This window comes from Bacillus cereus group sp. BfR-BA-01408 (assembly GCF_022663305.1).
Lineage (GTDB): Bacteria > Bacillota > Bacilli > Bacillales > Bacillaceae_G > Bacillus_A > Bacillus_A pacificus.
Genome location: NZ_JAKUFF010000086.1, coordinates 1 through 16,268, shown reverse-complemented (window position 1 = coordinate 16,268; position 16,268 = coordinate 1). Strand labels below are relative to the sequence as shown.

The window sequence follows — 16,268 nt, the reverse complement described above, 5'->3', positions numbered from 1 at the left end:
TTCGTAATTTTATTATTACTTAAATCAAGAGAATCTAAATTATCCATCTTAACAATTGGTGTTACATCTGAAAATTCATTACCACGTAAAGCTAAATGTTTCAATTGTTTTAAGCTCGTAAAGAATGATGGATCTTTTATCTTCGCATTCGCAACTGTTAAAGATTTTAAATTTGGCATATATTTTAATGCACTATAATCCAGTATCTCATTCGTATTTAAAAACAAGTCCTTTACTTGTAATAACTCTTCTTTCGTGATTGGTGTATTTAAATCTTTTCTATTAAATACCTTTTTATTAACAAGCTCTCTTAATTTATTATCTGTTATCATATTTTGATTATCAACTGGATGATCCGTCTCCGTATTGCCGGAATTAGAGTTATCATCTGGTTTCTCTGTTTCTTTGTCACCTACAGTTGGATCTTTAATTTCAAATTGAACTTGATATTTGTGATCATATCCAATAGCCGGAATAAGTATATGCATTTGCATATTGTGCTTCTTCTCAAACTCGCCAATTTCAAATTGAACCACTTTCGTTCCATTCTTCCTCTTATCTTCTGACAAAACTTTTACATCATGAAATACGCCAGGTTGGTTTTTATCCTCTATTCTAAGGTATTGAAAATAATCGCTATCTTGCATTGTTACAGTTACAATTTTTTTCCCGTCCGCAATCGTTACTTTAGGATCTTTTATATATTGAGAAACCATAGATGGCTCATCTTTTTGATCCTTATATATTTTAATCTCAGTATCGTATGTACGTTCACTAGCTGCCGCTACCGATTGGTTTGCTTCAATTTTTATTGCTGCTAACGCTGGAGTAGAGTATGCAGCAAATGGAATTGCTAATGTTGTCGCTACTACTAGCGCCTTCATATAATTTTTTTTCAAAATAATATCCCCTATCATATATAATCTTTATAATTGATAAACATTATCAATTACTCATAAATAAATGATAATGAATATCATTATCGATGTCAACGAGAATATTACATTAAATTTATATTTTTAAAGGTAAAAAATATAAAAGCCCTTTATTCAAAGAGCTTTTTTACCTATCGTATGAAGAATTTCATTTTTTTCCTTCTCATTGATGACACCAATTTTTTGCAAAATATTTGCATACAAGACAAGTTTATTATATATCCGTTCTGACATACTTCCCCTTCTTTCCTTCGACCAACTTTTTTTGTATTGGTAAATTATATGAAAGAGATGGGAAAATGTGTCCACTTTTTTTGCATAAATACAAAACTTTTATCCCGCTATTTGCAGGCAGTAGAACTCCCACCTCACAATCAGGTGGGAGTTCTACGTATTTAACAAATTGTCCATTGAATATTATGCCTTTTAACTTCCTCTTCAAAACTATAGGGCATTTTCTTATCACAAATTACATGTTGAATGCGCGAAAACGCTGCTATTCGGTAATTTCCTTTTACGCCTACCTTTGTATGATCACATAAAATATATGTTTTCTCTGCTAATTTCATCATCGCTTCTGACAGTTTCGCCTTTTCTAATTCAAAACTAGAAACTCCAAAACCAGGTAATAATCCATCAATCGAAACAAATGCTTTATGAAAATGAAATTGCTGGATAACTTGCTGCGAAATAGATCCTGATACGCGTGAATGTTTTGGAGAAACTTTTCCACCAATAAATAAAACTTCACCGTGAAACATCTTTTTATTAATAGAAGAAATTAATTGTGTCGCTACTGGAAATGAACTTGTTACAATCGTTAAATTTTTGCGATGTACCAGATATGGTACCATTTGAAGTGGTGTACTTCCGTCATCAATCGCAATAACATCTCCATCTTCTACAAATGTTGCTGCTTTATACCCAATTCGCTTCTTCTCTTCTATATGTAGCATCTCTCGTTCTAACATTGGTGCCTCTATTCCAGCTCCCGGAAGTTGGACGGCTCCACCATACACTTTCTTCAACTTCTTTTCACGATCCAATTCTTCTAAATAACGACGAATCGTCTCTGTTGATACAGCAAACTCTCTCGCTAATTCTGAAACTTTTACCTTCCCTTTAAACTCTACCTTCTCAAGAATGGTTCGCTTTCTTTCTTCACCTACTACAGACATAACCTCACCCCATTGATTTCTACCTCATACACTGCCTTACTTATACAAAGTTATAACTTTCCTTTTCAACGAAAACTTCCTCGTGAATATGAATACCACGCTTTTTTAGTTCATCAAAAATAATTTGTGGTTTGACAAAAGCTTCCTCGGGTGTCACAACACCAACTTTATTTACATTCCCTTTTGCGATTAGCTCTGTAGCAATCCCAAATGGAATACCGACGTTTCTCGTATAAGCTCTTAATTTTTCCCATCCTACAACAGATCCATCAGATAACGGGTGTGTATGATATAATACACGTCTTTGTTTCTCATTATTTTTCATACCTATTACTTCTACATGAAGTGCATAACCGTAAATCTCTGTTTCTTGTCCTTCTTTCGATTGCAATAAATACTTCGCAATACAATCCATTATGCCGATTTCTTTTCCATTTATTTCAACTTGGTCATTACGCAATATACCGTAATCATACAATGCACGTACGAGCTGCATATTTTGCTTTGGCCAAGTTCCTCTCGTCTCTATTAGTTTAACGCCTTTATTTTCTAATGCTTTTGCTAACGTAATCGTTTCAGAATGCGGTATGATATACTGCGTTGTCTTACCATAAGGCGCCGGTAATTCAATTTCTCTTGGACGCGCAAACGGAGGCACTTGCTTAAACTCACCATCTTCATACACTGTACGCGATGGCAAATGTGGATCATATTCATATGTCGTTGTTTCTGTAATGGATGCAGAAAAAGCAATGGGACGATACGAACCATGACTTACACGAACTGACTCTACAGTATGTAACTGATTTGCCGCATACATCGCCATCATTTGCGTTACACCTGGCGTCATACCAAACCCAGGTAAACATGTTTTTCCGTTTTGAACAAATATAGAATGCGAATCATTTTCTTCACCAAATCCATTTAAATTCACACCGTGACAACCTGCTTCTGCAATACATCGAGTAGATAATCCATTTAACTTAATTGTTGTACCATCCATTACAATGTCATAGCCCTTCATTTTTGCAACCGTATCCTCATGATTCGTTACATCTACTTTCACAAAATCAACGCGAGGATCGTTGAGCCATTCTACTACTTTAAGCCCCTCTTCTTCGTTAAAATCTGCTACTGTAATCGTCTCAAAAGATGAAAATTGCACTAAATCTAAAATTGCTTCACGACAAATTTTACCTGCTCCACCTAAGCAAAATACTTTCAACCTATAACAACTCCTTTAGCGATACTATCAACTAAGCGATTAATATCTGCCTCATGTACATCACCGATATTTCCAATGCGGAATGTATCTACTTTTGAAATTTTACCTGGATATATAACAAATCCATCACGCTTTAATTCATTGTATAATTGCTCAAAATCAAACCATTCTTCTGGATAAATGAAAGATGTAATAATAGGTGATTGATATTTTTCATCTACTAGTGGCTTAAATCCGATTTCTCTCATTCGATTCACTAATAGTTTTTGATTGTTATCATATCGATTGTAACGTGCTTTTACTCCGCCCTCTTTTTCTAATTCAAGTAGTGCTTGATAAAAAGCGTGTACAACATGTGTAGGTGATGTAAAACGCCATTTTCCATTTTGATTTTCCATCGTTTCCCATTGATCGTATAAATCTAAAGATAATGAACGTGCCTGCCCTTTACATTTCAACAATTCATCGCGCTTTGCAATAACAAATCCGAACCCTGGAACCCCTTGAATACATTTATTCGCACTACTAATTAGAAAGTCAATTTGCAACTCAGCGATATCTATTTCAATACCACCAAAACTACTCATTGCATCAACTAGTGTTACTTTTCCGTATTGCTTCCCTAATTTACATACGTCTACAATTGGATTAATAATACCTGTCGTTGTTTCACAATGGACAATTGCAATATGTGTAATCTCTTTATCTTGTTGTAATATCTTTTCTACTTCTACAACATTAGTAGGCTCCCACTCTTCTGTTTGACTTACCACCACATCTATATGTAACATCTCTGCCATTTGTACAATTCGCTTACCGTACGCACCATTTGTACAAACAAGCAACTTTCCATTTTTAGGAATAACAGAACCAATTACTGCTTCAACTGAAAACGTACCGCTTCCTTGCATAAGAACAGTCGTATATTTCTCTTCTTCCTTCGTTGCTAACGATACAAGTTTAGCTCTTACATCTTGCACCATCGTGTTATATTCAACATCCCACGTACACCAATCGTATAGCATAACTTCTTTTACTGTTTTTGTTGTCGTTAATGGTCCTGGCGTTAATAATAAGTAGTGATTTTCAGTCATGATCCTCTTCCCCTTTTATGAAATAATAAGTTGTTGTTTCTCAATATGTTCCATTACGGTTTCAAGTTCTTGCATCGTTTCAATCGTAAAGTGCGCTCCATTTTCAACAAAGCGATTACGAACTACTTCTATTTTTTCACGAAGCTCTACTGGATCCATATTCTCCACTTCCTCTTCACTTAAGCCGAGTTCGCTACTACCAAGAATTACACCAACTGTCCACATACCAGCATTTCTTCCCTCTTTCATATCTGATACCGTGTCTCCAATTTTTATCATATGATTCATCGGGTATACACCAAGTTCCATCGCATTTTTATAGCACATCCACGGATATGGACGCCCAGCAGGAACATCATCTGGTGTTACAAGAAAATCAGGTTTATATCCTTGTAGCGCTGCTTCTTTTGCTACAATGTCCATCATCTCTCTCGTATAACCAGTCGTTGAACCAATTTTAATTCCTCTTTCACGCAAAGAAGCAATCACTTCCTTTACTCCATGAATTGGCGACGCATAGCGCGGTAAAATAGTGAAGAGAATCTCTTCAAATTCTTCATACATCTCCTGAATGTCTGTTTCTGTTGGTAATTGTCCAAAAACGCGATTCCACTCACTCGCAATACGAGGCATTTCTGTTAGCGCCCTTACATGATCAATTTTTAATAATCCCATTGGTTTACGGGCTTCTTCTGCTGTAATTACCACACCGCGTTTATGGAAAATCTCCATAAATACTTCCAGTGGTGCAAAACATCCGTAATCAACTGTCGTACCTGCCCAATCAAAAATAACTGCTTCTATTTTCATACAATCCATCACCCTTCTTATTTATCCCGCGTTAACGGGCAATAAGATTTCCCCCTCAAAATTCGGCTGGAGCAAAAAAGTTAAGTGGGAGATCAACTGCCCGTTAACGCCCGATTGGTTCAACTAATAATCAGTGGGGGAGGAACCCCCCCACTGATTAAAGTTTCACTTTATCTTTTTTGCCATTGTGAAGTTCGGTTACGAAGTGCTTTCGTTCCCCATTCATATACAACTCTTACTACAATATTTGTAACAACAATAAGTACACTCATTGCAGCTGCTGGCGCTACATTTCCTGCATCATCCATATTTACGATTGATACGGCCGCTAGTTTAAAATCAGCTGCGTATAAGAATACAACCGCTGACACAGTTACCATCGAATTTACGAAATAGTACATGACCATTTCTAAAATTGCTGGTAAGCACATTGGTACCGTTACTCTAAAGAATGTTTTATAAAACGGAATGCCCATCGACTGCGAAACAAGCTCAAACTCTCGGTCTAATTTCTTTAAAGCAGTCGTTGCCGTAACGAATGTTACAGAATAAAAATGAATGATATTGACTAGTACTAACACAGCGATTGTTCCATATAAAGAATGAAACGGATTCGTTACTGATAATCCAAGTATTTGAATCGTTGGTTGACTAAAGAAAAAGACGTATCCCAATCCAAGTACTAGACCTGGGATTGCTAAAGGTACAATTGAGAAAAAATAGCCTGTTTTTCGGAAAAACTTTAGCTGATTTATTTTTTCAATCGCATATGCGAACATAAATGTTAAAATTGCCCCAATAACTGCTGTTACCGCTGATACAATTACACTATTTTTAAATGCTTCAAGTCCATCTCCTGTTAAACTCGAAAAATTAAAATGTTCAAATGTAAAACTCATATTATATGGCCATACTTTCACACTTGCCGCAATACCAACTGCCACAAATAAAAGAATAATCATAAATGTAATCACACTACAATATATGAACGAGGCTACATCTCTTTTCTTATTAGCCGTTATTCTATATGGCACTGCTTTTGAAGATAAGAAATTTGCCTGCTTTCTTTGCGTAATACGATCAACTGCAAACGCAAATATAGCTGGGATTAATAAAATCATTCCGACAGTTGCACCCATCGGCATATTTTGTTGTCCAATTACTTGTTTGTATACATCAGTAGCAAGTACATTATATTGCCCACCAACAATTTTTGGTGCACCAAAATCAGTAAAACTAAGTGTAAACACAACAAACATCGCACTAATTAATCCATACTTTACACTAGGTAAAGTAACAGTGAGAAATTGCTTTGTTTTACTCGCTCCCAACATATTAGAAGCTTCGTATAAACGATAATCAGAACCTTGGAAAGCAATTAATAATATAAGAAATGCTTGCGGAAATGTATACATGACTTCAGCCATTACAATTCCTACTGGTCCATATAAAGGGATTTGTATGCCTTCAAATAAACCAAACATCCCTTTCGTTACTAATCCTTGATTACCAAATAAATATGTAAGTGCGATACCATGCATCATCGTTGGTGCGAATAACGGTAACAACGCGACATATTGAAATACACGCTTTCCAAATACATTCGTACGAGCGATTGCATAGGCGTAAGCGAAAGCAAGTGCCACTGCAATAATTGTTGTCACGCCCGAAATCCATATCGTATTTTGTAATGATTGAACTAATGTTGGGGTTGTGAAATATTTACTGAAATTCGCAACACCAATGAAAGCTCCATCTTTATCATAAAACGCTTGTGTAAACAATTGTAATAGTGGCAATACAAGCATAATCAAAAAGGCAAGAATCATACCAATAATTAATAGTCTTTGTATCCATTCTTCTTTACCGATACGTCTCTTAATCTTTTTTTTCGTACTTTCTACCTTTAAATTTTCTAACATCTCCATCTATACAACAACCTTCTTTCCATATGACAACATATGATTTTCTGAGAAAGAGATTTGAATCGGCTTTCCTTTCCTAATAGCTGTTTTTTCTACTTCTGATGCCAATATATCTACAACGATTTTCTCATTATATAGATGCGTTTCCTCATCTATAACGCGCACTTCTGTCCGGTATACAGATCCGCGAAACTCCATGCTTTCTACAATTGTTTTCATACCATTATTTTGTACGACTGTTACATGTTCCGGACGAATTGCATGTTCTTCGTTATTTTTCGAAAAGAAATTAATAGAACCAATAAAATCTGCCACAAATGGATTGGCTGGCCTTTGGTAAATCTCCTCTGGTGTGCCAATCTGCATAATTTCCGCATGATTCATTACAACAATTTTATCAGCCATCGTTAATGCCTCTTCTTGATCATGCGTGACCATAATAGTTGTCACTCCTACTTTTTCTTGCAAATCACGCATTTCTCTACGTAACTTTTCACGTACTTTTGCATCTAAAGCAGATAACGGCTCATCGAGTAACAAAATATCCGGAGACAGAGCGAGTGCACGTGCAAGTGCTACTCGCTGCTGTTGTCCACCAGACATTTGAGCAGGATATTTATCTTTTACATTCAGTAAATCAACTAGTTCTAACGCCGATAGCGCCTTCTCTTTTACTTCTGCTTTTCCATACTTTTTTGTCTTTAAGCCGTATTCAATGTTTTCAAGTGCTGTTAAATTCGGAAATAACGCATAGGATTGAAACACCATTCCGAAATTCCTCTTTCCAGGAGGTAATGCTGTAATATCTTTTCCATTCACAGCTATACTACCTGTTGTCGCCTCTTCTAGCCCTGCTAAAATTCGAAGCAATGTTGTTTTCCCACAACCACTTGGGCCTAATAAACATACAAACTCATTTTTTTTCACAGTAAAAGAAATATCTTTTAACGCTGTAAATGCATCAAACTGTTTTTGAATGTGTTGAATTGATAAATATTCGCTCATTTTTTCTCTCTCCTACTCACTTACTTTTTCGGTTCTGCTTTTTGGCCAAACTCTTTTTCCCATTTTTCTAAAATTTTGTCGCGATTTTCTGCTGCCCACTTAAAGTCGTTCTTTTTGTATAACTTTTCCGTCACATCTTTAGGGAATCCGTCTGGAAGTTTATAATCATTTTTAATTGTCGCAAATCCATTTTTCTCGAAGTATAACTTCATTACATCATCAGTAATTGCCCAATCTAAAAATGCTTGCGCTAATTTTTCATTTTTTGCATTATCTTTTTTAATAAGTGCGTTCGCTTCTACTTCCCAACCTAATCCTTCTTTTGGCAATACAACTTCAACTGGTGCACCTTTTTGTTTCTCTTTCAAAGCACTATAAACCATCGATACACCAACTGGATATTCACCCGCACCCGCTAATTTCGCTGGTTTTGAACCTGAATGAGTATAAGTTGCCATATTATCATGAAGTTTCTTCATGTAATCCCAGCCTTTATCTTCACCCATAATTTGTAACCATGCAGAAACTGTTAAAAATCCTGTTCCAGAAGATGCTGGATGTGGCATAACAAGCGTTCCTTTATACTCTGGTTTCGTTAAGTCTTCGTATGATTCTGGCATCGGTAAATTTTTCTTCTTTAATTCTTCTTTATTTATAGCAATCCCCGTCATAAATGCAGTATTTCCTACCCATTTTTCTGGTTGTTTATCATCTTTAAATTGCGGTAAAACGCGATCCGCTCCTTTTGGAGAGTATCCTTTTAACATATCTTTTTTATCTAAAGCTAATAGACTTGAAGCTGCAGTTCCCCATACAACATCTGCTTGTGTATTTTTTCCTTCAGCTAGCAATTTTGCTGTAATAACTCCAGTTGAATCACGAACAATATTCAGCTTCACATCTGGATATTTCTTTTTAAAAGAATCAAGATAAATTGGTACAAGTTCTTCTTCAATTGCTGTGTAAACAGTTAATGATCCAGATAATTTATCATCTTTTACTTTTGCCCCAGCACTTTCTTCTTTCTTTGCACCACACCCCATTAATAACGAAAATACCATTCCAGTTGCTACAGCTTTAAAGATTGTTTTTTTCACTGTCTCTCTCTCCTTTTACAAATCTTATGTACAACTCAAATATAAACAACTAGTGTAAAAGCAGTATTAAACCAACATTAATCTTTTGTTTGTTGTTTGTTTTTGTGTAATACGTTGCTACTTCTATGTTTTTTCGCATTTTTCTGCTAATAATGAACACTAAATTTACAAATAATTAAAAAAACCTTTATAATCCCACAAAAAAGTGAGGCGTTTGTAAAAAACGCCTCACTTTTGTTTACCTTTTTTTGAATTACGATTTGCATACTTCGCGCTATTTTCTCCTTCATACTCTAATGCAAATTCTGCATCTGGTAAGCTTTCTTTCGGAGTTTTATTATTGTTGATTGCCGCATTTTGTTTCACTTTTCTTTTTACCAATACATTCACCTGCTCTCAAAAATTCACTTTCTACTCTAGTTTGAAGCAAGCTAAAATAATTATTACTGGCAAGTGTTAACAAGTACATAAGAACTGCTAGATGGAAATACTACATATGAAGAAATCATAATAAAAAGGAGCTCTTATTTTGAAGAAGAAAGATAAAATCCAGTCACCCATTTTAGATGAAACGCTCCCGCATCAAATGAATTTCCCATCTTTTAAAGGAACAGGAAAGAAGATGCAACAACCTTTCATAAATCAATATGACGTCGTAATCGGAGATAGTAAATATGATTCCGAGAACAGTCCACTTCACAATTGGAGTGATGATGTAGACCCTGCCATTATGGCTGGAGAAGAATGGATCCATCCTACAAATGATATTGGGTGGATTTCAGAAGAAAATCAAGAGTTACTAAAAAAAGAAGGAGATAATAAGAAGGATACTTTTATGCATCCGCAATTTGGCATTAACGACTAAAAAACCATTCTACCTAACATAGGTAGAATGGTTTCATACTATCCAATAATAATTCTCTCTTTCGGGTATTTATAGCGAGGTGGCTGTTCTCTTCCACCACTAGCTAGTATAAATGTTAAAATACCTACACGCCCGATAAACATAAGTACAATGAGTACAAGTTTACCAACAGTTGTTAAATCTGGCGTAATACCTGTCGATAGTCCTGTCGTCCCGAAAGCAGAACAGACTTCAACAATTAAACTCATAAGCGGTACATTTTCCGTAATAGATAAAATAAATAGTGCTGTGGCACATAATAAAATCCCCATTGTCATAACGACAGATGCTTTCAGCACGTCCTCTTCATGTAGCTGACGTTTGAAGACTCTAACCGTTCTCCCGCCTCTTGCAAAAGTGTATAGTGACAATATACTAACAGCAAATGTTGTTGTACGTATCCCGCCCCCAACCGAACTTGGAGATGCTCCTATAAACATTAATATACTCATAAATAAAAGCGTCGGTTGTGACAATTCAAGTATATCCATTGTAGCAAGTCCCCCACTTCGCGTCGTCACAGATTGGAATAGTGTATAGAAAACTGTTTCATGCCATGACTTTCCTGCTAAAAAATGATTTCGTTCTAGTAAAAAAATCATAATCGTTCCAACGACCACGAGCGCAAAAAATGTTGTTGTCGTCAATTTTGTAAATAACGAAAAACGAAATAGTTGCTGTCTCCTTTTACTAAGGAATTGTTTCACTTCCATTAATACAGGGAAGCCGATTGCTCCTAAAATAATAAGTAACATATGAATCATTTGAACAATGTAATCTTTTTTATACGGAATTAGCGATTGTCCTGTTAAATCAAATCCGCCGTTCGTAGTTGCACTAACAGCTGCAAAAAAACCGTGAAAATAAGCTTCTTGCCAAGTTGGAAAGTAAAGTAAGAATCTTGTACCTAATAATATTGCTCCAATAAGCTCTATTGAAATAATTACAATTAAAATAGAACGCATCAATTCTACAAGACCTGATAAATTCCCTTGGTTATGGTCTGCCATAATCAGTCTTCTTCTCTGCAAACCAATCTTTTTTCCTGTTATAATCCAAACGAATGTACCTAGCGCCATAATTCCTAAGCCGCCCAATTGTAAAATAAGGGCTAAAATAATAATTCCTGCCGTAGTAAATGTATCTGAAATCGTAACAACAGACAGTCCCGTAACACTTACCGCACTAACAGATGTAAAGAGGGCATCAATAAATGTCCATTTCACATCAGCCTTTGTAACAAACGGTAAACTAAGTAATATTACCGATACAACTACTGCTAATAAATAAAACAAAACAATGAGTTGTACAGGACGCAATTTTTGTAAAAACTTTTTTATATCTCTCATTCCATCACTTCGCTACCTTTTTTCTATCGATTAAATAAAGAAAAATCTTCACTTTCTTTATTTGTAAATAACTGCTCAAATATTTTAGCAAATACCATTCCATACACAGTTCCATTACCTCCATATGGCAATGCATAAAATAAATTATGTATCTTATTATCTTCTTTTAAAATAGGGAGACCATCATGACTACCGCCAAATGCTGCCGCCCAATAATACTCCGCCTGTATATCTTTATACTGGGGGAACATCTCTTTTATAATGTTAATAAGGACATCACGCTTATGCAATAATTTCGTATCACCGATTGTTTGAATTTTCATTGCTTCATCCAATCCACCTACAATAATACGATTTTCATACGTCCTAAAATATAAGTAAGGCCTTGCTGTTTCCCAAATTAATGATTGCTCATGCCAGCCTTCAAATGAATCTACCTTATTTGTCACAACTGCATATGATGTTTCCACTGTTGTATTTTTTTCTTTCTTTCCGAAAAGTGCTTCATAACCCGTCGCCATAATAATATTCTTTGCTACAATTTGATTTCCTGTTTTCGTATAACAAATTAAATCATTTTGACGTTTTTTTATATGTATGGCCTCTGTATGTTCATATATATTAGCACCCATTTGGTTTGCTTTATGCAAAAGGCTATGCGCTAATAAATACGGATTTACCTCAGCATCACCGTGTGTATATAATGCCGCTTGTCTTGTAAAAGGATACCGTTCCTTAATATCAGATGCTGTAAAATACTCAACTGGAAACTCATAATTCTGTAACGTTTTGTATTCCTCTTGTAAAAATGAGACATCTTCACTTTTACTTGCATAATATAAACTGTTTCGCGGAATAAACTGGGGATCGATATCGAGAGTCGGTACAACTTTCTCCATTGTTCGTAACGCTTCGTAACAAAGCTTATATGCTCGCACCCCTTTTTCTTCCCCAAATGTATGGATAAGTGAGGTTAACGATTTATCATGAAGAAATTGTAATAACCCTGTATTCGCAGCTGTGCTGCCACATGAAATCATATTTTTTTCAATAAGTGTAACGCGCATTCCCATTTTCACTAACGAATACGCTATTTGAGCACCTGCTTCACCACTTCCAACTACAAGCATATCACATATCATATCATTTTCTAACGATGGATAACAAGGCATAGAAGCTCCTGTATCCCAAAACAACTTACCAATCATAAGCTTCATAATTATACTCCTAAAATATAAATTTCTCCTTTCTATGTTTTGTTATTTTACATAAAAAAATCCAACTAACATATGCTAGTTGGATTTTTTATTTTTACTTAGATCGCTCGTCAAGCCAGTCTCCAATCGTCGGATACGTTTGTTTTACCGCTGTTCCACCGTAAACAATCGACATATGTCCCGTTGGTAAACATACATATTGTTTATCTGTGCTAGAAATATGATCTAGCAACGCTTCTACTTGGCACGGCAGGGCGATATGATCACGTTTCCCTGAAATATTTAAGACATTCGCCTTAATATTTGCAAGGTCTACCTTTTGTCCGCGAATAACGAGTTCACCTTTAACCAATTTATTGTTTTGATAAAAATCACGAATCCACTGTCTGTATGATTCACCTGGGAACGGAATGCCATCGCCAACCCACTTTTGAACTAACCTCCAGCTTTCAACGAAGCGCTCATTCTCTGAACGATCTACTAAAGCAACATATGGACCAACAAAGTTCGTAATTGGTTTTAACATTTTGTTTCCGAAATCAATCATTTCTGGCGGAATATTTCCAAATGTATCAACCGCTTTATCTAGATTGAAGTATTTCTCATCTAATAAAGGACCATATAATCCTGTTTCAGAGAAATCAAAAGGACTTGTCATAAAGATTAGGTTACGAATTGGCATGTGCGGATGAAGTGCCGCATAAATAGAAGTTAGCGTTCCCCCCATGCAATAACCAAGTAAAGAAATCTCGTCCGATTTTGCAGTTCGCATTACTTTTTTCACTGCTTTTGCAATATAATCAAACACAAAATCATCAAATTTCAAATGACTATCTTCTAAACCAAATGTGCCCCAATCAAGCATATACACATCAAAACCACGGTCCACTAGATATTCCACTAAACTATTTCCAGGAGTTAAATCCATAATATATGGTTTATTAATAAGAGCATATATTAATAGAATTGGAACTCTTTGTGTTTTTTCTTGTTTTGGAATGTAGCGATAAAGCTTCGTCTTATTCTTCGTCCAAATAACCTCTTTCGGCGTTAGTCCTACTTGTGGCTCTGGTTCACGTAATAAAATTTCACTCGCCCTTTTCACTCGGCGATATGCTTTTCGGTACTCTTCTGGGTATAGCTCTAATTGCTTTTCCCATTCTGTTGCGAATGTAGTCATTTTTCTATCTCCTTTTTGGTCAATTTCCTTCTAAAAAAAGAAGTGCATTCCTGCTATGGATATGCACTTTTTTCTTACTTCATTACATATATAATCCGCCGTTAATGTTTAATTGCTGACCTGTGATATAAGCACCGTCACGGCATAGGTATACTACACCTTTTGCAATTTCATCAGCTTGACCAAAACGTTTTTTCGGGATTTTCGCAACGATTTTTTGGCGTACTTCTTCTGGTACTTCTGCTACCATTTCAGTATCAATAAATCCTGGGCAAATAGCGTTTACAGTTACATTTGTTTTTGCAAGCTCTAATGCTAATGATTTTGTAAATCCTAGCATACCTGCTTTCGCTGCTGAGTAGTTTGTTTGTCCAAATCCACCCGCTTGACCAATAATAGAAGAAATGCTAATAATTCTACCTTCTTCCGCTTCCGTTATGTATGGAAGTACCGCGCTTGTCGTATTAAACACACTGCTTAAGTTCACGTCAATTACGCGTTCCCAATCTTCACGATTTAACTTTTTGAATGTACGATCTCTTGTAATACCAGCATTATTAACAAGAATATCAACTTTACCAAAATGATTCACTGCTTCTTCTACAAGTCGGTTTGCGTCTTCTACTTTAGAAACATCTGCTTGAACTGCATAAACATCATGTCCTTCTTTTCCTAGTTCATTTACTAAGTTTTCAGCTGCTTCTTTACTGCTGTTATAGTTAATAACAACTTTTGCGCCCTCTTGTGCTAACGCTACTGTGATCGCTTTTCCAATCCCTTTTGCCCCACCTGTTACGATTGCTACTTTTCCATTTAATTGAACCATTTCTTTTCCCCCTTAAATGAATTTGTGAACGACTATTATGAATCATTTTGGTACTCATACTATGGAGTCCCTATATAATTATGTTTCGCTGTTTATACATAGAAAAGAGATTCTCCCTTTCTCTTTCATATGTTATAAACAAGCGCTATTATCACTTTTTATTTTCTGGCTTATTCGTAGGTTTTACTTCTTCTTTTACAGGTTCTTGTAGTTTTGCTAGTACTGCATTTTGCTTTTCTAGCAATTCTAAAATTTGATCAACTTTCGTTTCTAATGTGCGAATATCTTGTTTTACTTTCGTAACATCGCGCTTTAATGTAGGAGCTTGTCCTACTGACTCTACCTTATCTTCTAGAAACTCCTCAATGTTATCCACTTTATTTTCTAAGTTAATAACAAGCGTAGCCACTCTAGCGATATCCTCTTTCGTAGGCACATTCACCTGCTCTAAATAATTTTTTGTCGTATCATTTAATGCTTTTTGATAAAACAAATTCAAATCTAGAACGCTGCCCATCCAAGCAGAATATTCTTCTGTTTTAATTGTTTCATTGAGCGCTTTTCCCCAAAATGTTTCGGTTTGTTCATAAGCATTTTTCCATGCTTGTAGTGGATCGAATTTTTGATCAATCACTTTACCTACACTCCCTTTTTCGTTTTTGAAACAATTCAACCTATTCATTATTTTCTAATATTCTGAATAAAACTTCAAGTCTATATTTTATTTTTTTCTATTTTCTAACAAATGTATTGACTTTAAAAACAGATAGGTGTAAATTGCACTTATAAGCAAAAAATTCCATCTAACTGATTCATGAGGTGATGCACAATCATGCTACATAATGAACCAGAACAACGCGAAAGTTTGGAGAACAACCAAGCAAAACAACCAAACTCCATGCCAAAAAACTTCTTAGTTCCCTTCTTACTTCTATGTCTAAAAGACTGGAGTCTTCATGGTTACAAACTTATTCAAATGCTAATGGATATCGGCTTTTCTTCTGTTGACCAAGGTAATGTCTATAGAACACTACGCAAATTAGAAAAAGAAAACCTCATTTCTTCTACTTGGGATACAAGCGAAGGAGGGCCAGCAAAAAGAATTTATTCTTTAACTGAATATGGAGAGAAATATTTAGCAACATGTGCAACTTCTTTTGAGCATTACCAAAATATGCTGCGAACGTTTTTCACGTTATATACGAACGCATTCTTTCCATTTGCCACTTCTCCAGAAAAGGATGAAAAGGATTCTTCATCTTCACCTGGTGGTACAGCAGAGTAATCTGCGTTCACAATATGCAAAAAAACATTTGGGGGTCAAACAATGGAAACTAAACCATACGAATTGGTCGATGCATTTTGGAAAAACTGGTCTCAATCTCTTTCCCTTTTCTCTTCAGCTGGGAAACAATTAGAGCAACTTACTTTAGAAACATTAAAACAACAACAAGACGCTTTGCATAAATTAACATCAGGAGTAGATGAACTGGAAAAAGAACTGCAACAATTCACTACTCAAT

General features: G+C 35.5%; 16 protein-coding genes and 1 pseudogene. 3 read left to right on the top strand and 14 right to left on the bottom strand.

The window, feature by feature from the left end; genetic code table 11:
* From MR083_RS23330 to MR083_RS23290, 9 genes are all read right to left on the bottom strand, one after another.
* Nucleotides 1-917 (bottom strand): NEAT domain-containing protein (locus tag MR083_RS23330; protein ID WP_242269906.1); only part of this gene is annotated, 917 nt, incomplete at its 3' end.
* Nucleotides 918-1,330: 413 nt separating this feature from the next.
* The gene (locus MR083_RS23325; protein WP_000117662.1) at nucleotides 1,331-2,113 is read right to left on the bottom strand and encodes a DeoR/GlpR family DNA-binding transcription regulator; all 783 of its coding nucleotides are present in this window, start codon (nucleotides 2,111-2,113) and stop codon (nucleotides 1,331-1,333) included.
* Nucleotides 2,114-2,153: 40 nt separating this feature from the next.
* On the bottom strand, nucleotides 2,154-3,338 hold the full coding sequence (locus tag MR083_RS23320; RefSeq protein WP_000862150.1) for a saccharopine dehydrogenase family protein: 1,185 nt from the start codon (nucleotides 3,336-3,338) through the stop codon (nucleotides 2,154-2,156).
* Nucleotides 3,335-4,432 (bottom strand): 2-aminoethylphosphonate--pyruvate transaminase, encoded by a 1,098-nt coding sequence (gene phnW, locus MR083_RS23315; RefSeq protein WP_000138246.1) that lies wholly within the window; start codon nucleotides 4,430-4,432, stop codon nucleotides 3,335-3,337. The genes MR083_RS23320 and phnW overlap by 4 nt, the downstream gene beginning before the upstream one ends.
* 15 nt (nucleotides 4,433-4,447) lie before the next feature.
* Nucleotides 4,448-5,242 (bottom strand): phosphonoacetaldehyde hydrolase, encoded by a 795-nt coding sequence (phnX, locus tag MR083_RS23310; RefSeq protein ID WP_000687378.1) that lies wholly within the window; start codon nucleotides 5,240-5,242, stop codon nucleotides 4,448-4,450.
* A 170-nt stretch (nucleotides 5,243-5,412) separates the two neighbouring features.
* Complete coding sequence (locus tag MR083_RS23305) at nucleotides 5,413-7,170, bottom strand: putative 2-aminoethylphosphonate ABC transporter permease subunit (RefSeq protein WP_000425511.1); 1,758 nt, start codon at nucleotides 7,168-7,170, stop codon at nucleotides 5,413-5,415.
* Nucleotides 7,171-8,172 (bottom strand): putative 2-aminoethylphosphonate ABC transporter ATP-binding protein, encoded by a 1,002-nt coding sequence (locus MR083_RS23300; protein WP_000006185.1) that lies wholly within the window; start codon nucleotides 8,170-8,172, stop codon nucleotides 7,171-7,173.
* A 20-nt stretch (nucleotides 8,173-8,192) separates the two neighbouring features.
* Entirely contained in the window at nucleotides 8,193-9,269 is a 1,077-nt protein-coding gene (locus tag MR083_RS23295; RefSeq protein ID WP_000750887.1) for a putative 2-aminoethylphosphonate ABC transporter substrate-binding protein, read from the bottom strand.
* A 228-nt stretch (nucleotides 9,270-9,497) separates the two neighbouring features.
* Nucleotides 9,498-9,650, bottom strand: coding sequence for a hypothetical protein (locus tag MR083_RS23290; RefSeq protein ID WP_000240799.1), 153 nt, complete (start codon nucleotides 9,648-9,650; stop codon nucleotides 9,498-9,500).
* Nucleotides 9,651-9,798: 148 nt separating this feature from the next.
* Between MR083_RS23290 and MR083_RS23285 the strand changes: the two genes are divergently transcribed.
* On the top strand, nucleotides 9,799-10,134 hold the full coding sequence (locus MR083_RS23285) for a DUF3905 domain-containing protein (RefSeq protein ID WP_000725962.1): 336 nt from the start codon (nucleotides 9,799-9,801) through the stop codon (nucleotides 10,132-10,134).
* 38 nt (nucleotides 10,135-10,172) lie between these two features.
* Here MR083_RS23285 and MR083_RS23280 read toward each other — a convergent pair whose 3' ends face one another.
* The 5 genes from MR083_RS23280 to phaR all read right to left on the bottom strand — a co-directional run bounded on the left by MR083_RS23280 (nucleotide 10,173) and on the right by phaR (nucleotide 15,379).
* A complete protein-coding gene (locus MR083_RS23280; RefSeq protein WP_001204696.1) occupies nucleotides 10,173-11,522 on the bottom strand; it encodes a TrkH family potassium uptake protein in 1,350 nt (449 codons plus the stop codon).
* A 23-nt stretch (nucleotides 11,523-11,545) separates the two neighbouring features.
* On the bottom strand, nucleotides 11,546-12,739 hold the full coding sequence (locus MR083_RS23275; protein ID WP_000772469.1) for an NAD(P)/FAD-dependent oxidoreductase: 1,194 nt from the start codon (nucleotides 12,737-12,739) through the stop codon (nucleotides 11,546-11,548).
* A gap of 94 nt (nucleotides 12,740-12,833) precedes the next feature.
* Complete coding sequence (gene phaC, locus MR083_RS23270) at nucleotides 12,834-13,919, bottom strand: class III poly(R)-hydroxyalkanoic acid synthase subunit PhaC (RefSeq protein ID WP_000206335.1); 1,086 nt, start codon at nucleotides 13,917-13,919, stop codon at nucleotides 12,834-12,836.
* Between the two features lie 82 nt (nucleotides 13,920-14,001).
* On the bottom strand, nucleotides 14,002-14,745 hold the full coding sequence (locus tag MR083_RS23265; RefSeq protein ID WP_000250412.1) for an acetoacetyl-CoA reductase: 744 nt from the start codon (nucleotides 14,743-14,745) through the stop codon (nucleotides 14,002-14,004).
* 151 nt (nucleotides 14,746-14,896) lie between these two features.
* Nucleotides 14,897-15,379, bottom strand: a complete 483-nt coding sequence (gene phaR, locus MR083_RS23260) for a polyhydroxyalkanoic acid synthase subunit PhaR (RefSeq protein ID WP_000566940.1) — start codon at nucleotides 15,377-15,379, stop codon at nucleotides 14,897-14,899.
* 198 nt (nucleotides 15,380-15,577) lie between these two features.
* Between phaR and phaQ the strand changes: the two genes are divergently transcribed.
* Both phaQ and MR083_RS23250 read left to right on the top strand, forming a co-directional pair.
* Complete coding sequence (gene phaQ, locus MR083_RS23255; protein ID WP_000903021.1) at nucleotides 15,578-16,030, top strand: poly-beta-hydroxybutyrate-responsive repressor; 453 nt, start codon at nucleotides 15,578-15,580, stop codon at nucleotides 16,028-16,030.
* Nucleotides 16,031-16,072: 42 nt separating this feature from the next.
* A pseudogene (locus MR083_RS23250) lies at nucleotides 16,073-16,268 on the top strand (polyhydroxyalkanoic acid inclusion protein PhaP); the annotation flags it as partial.